Source organism: Clostridium sp. AM34-11AC (assembly GCF_003435375.1).
In the GTDB taxonomy this organism is placed as follows: Bacteria; Bacillota; Clostridia; order Lachnospirales; family Lachnospiraceae; genus Pilosibacter; species Pilosibacter fragilis.
This window is the reverse complement of the sequence record NZ_QWGL01000111.1, coordinates 1-771: the sequence shown is the minus strand read 5'-3', so window position 1 is coordinate 771 and position 771 is coordinate 1. Positions and strand designations below refer to the sequence as shown.

Sequence of the window (771 nt, the reverse complement as noted above, 5' to 3'; positions counted from 1 at the left end):
GGGCATGTTCACAATTTATTTACTCATGCGTTTTTCGTGTTCTCTTTCCAGTATAAATAGCTTTTCATGTAATATTTCGTGTGATACTTTCCCCATTGATATGCACTTTCAAACTTTTATCTGCAGGGATAGCGTTTTGCAAAAAACATACAAACAGGCATAAAATAAGGGAAGTCCTGACTTTTCAAGACTTCCCTTATAGTGGACCTGAGGGGAATCGAACCCCTGTCCGAAAACCTATCCCCTGTTCTTCTACTATCATAGTCTGTTATTTAGAATTCCCGCCCGAACCCGAAAGCAGACATCCTGATCCGTTTGGTAGCTTCATCATACGCCCGCGTGCGCAAAGCTTTGCACGTGTCGTTTCCTGCTTTAAATGATGCCGGTTACTTAAAATGCAGGTATTCTAAGGCCGACAGCTGCCTAAATTAGGCTGCGTATGCTAATTCGTCGTTAGCGTTTATATTTAGGTTTGCCATTTAACGCATTGCATGCGGATAGCTTCACCAGCTTCAAAGCCCCCGTCGAAACCAGTACAAGCCCTTACTGGCACTCTCTTCGGAGTTTTTCGCATCGCCCGATCCGCAATGGGTCGCAGACATTCTTCCGATGCGTTCGCTTTTGACAGTGTTCAAAATCCAGGCGACCCCGAATCCTATACTGGTACTGTTCTCGCGTAATACAAATCTTACCATCACTCGCCCAAATTGTCAAGGGTCCGCAGTATAGATCCCACGACAAACGCATGAATGATTGTCTACCACCAATTCT

Annotated in this window: 1 other RNA gene; it reads right to left on the bottom strand. The window is 44.7% G+C overall.

Features of this window, described 5'->3' with window-relative positions:
• Window positions 1–199 precede the first annotated feature (199 nt).
• Window positions 200–543: a transfer-messenger RNA gene (gene ssrA / locus DW826_RS17995) on the bottom strand.
• Between the last annotated feature and the right edge of the window lie 228 nt (window positions 544–771).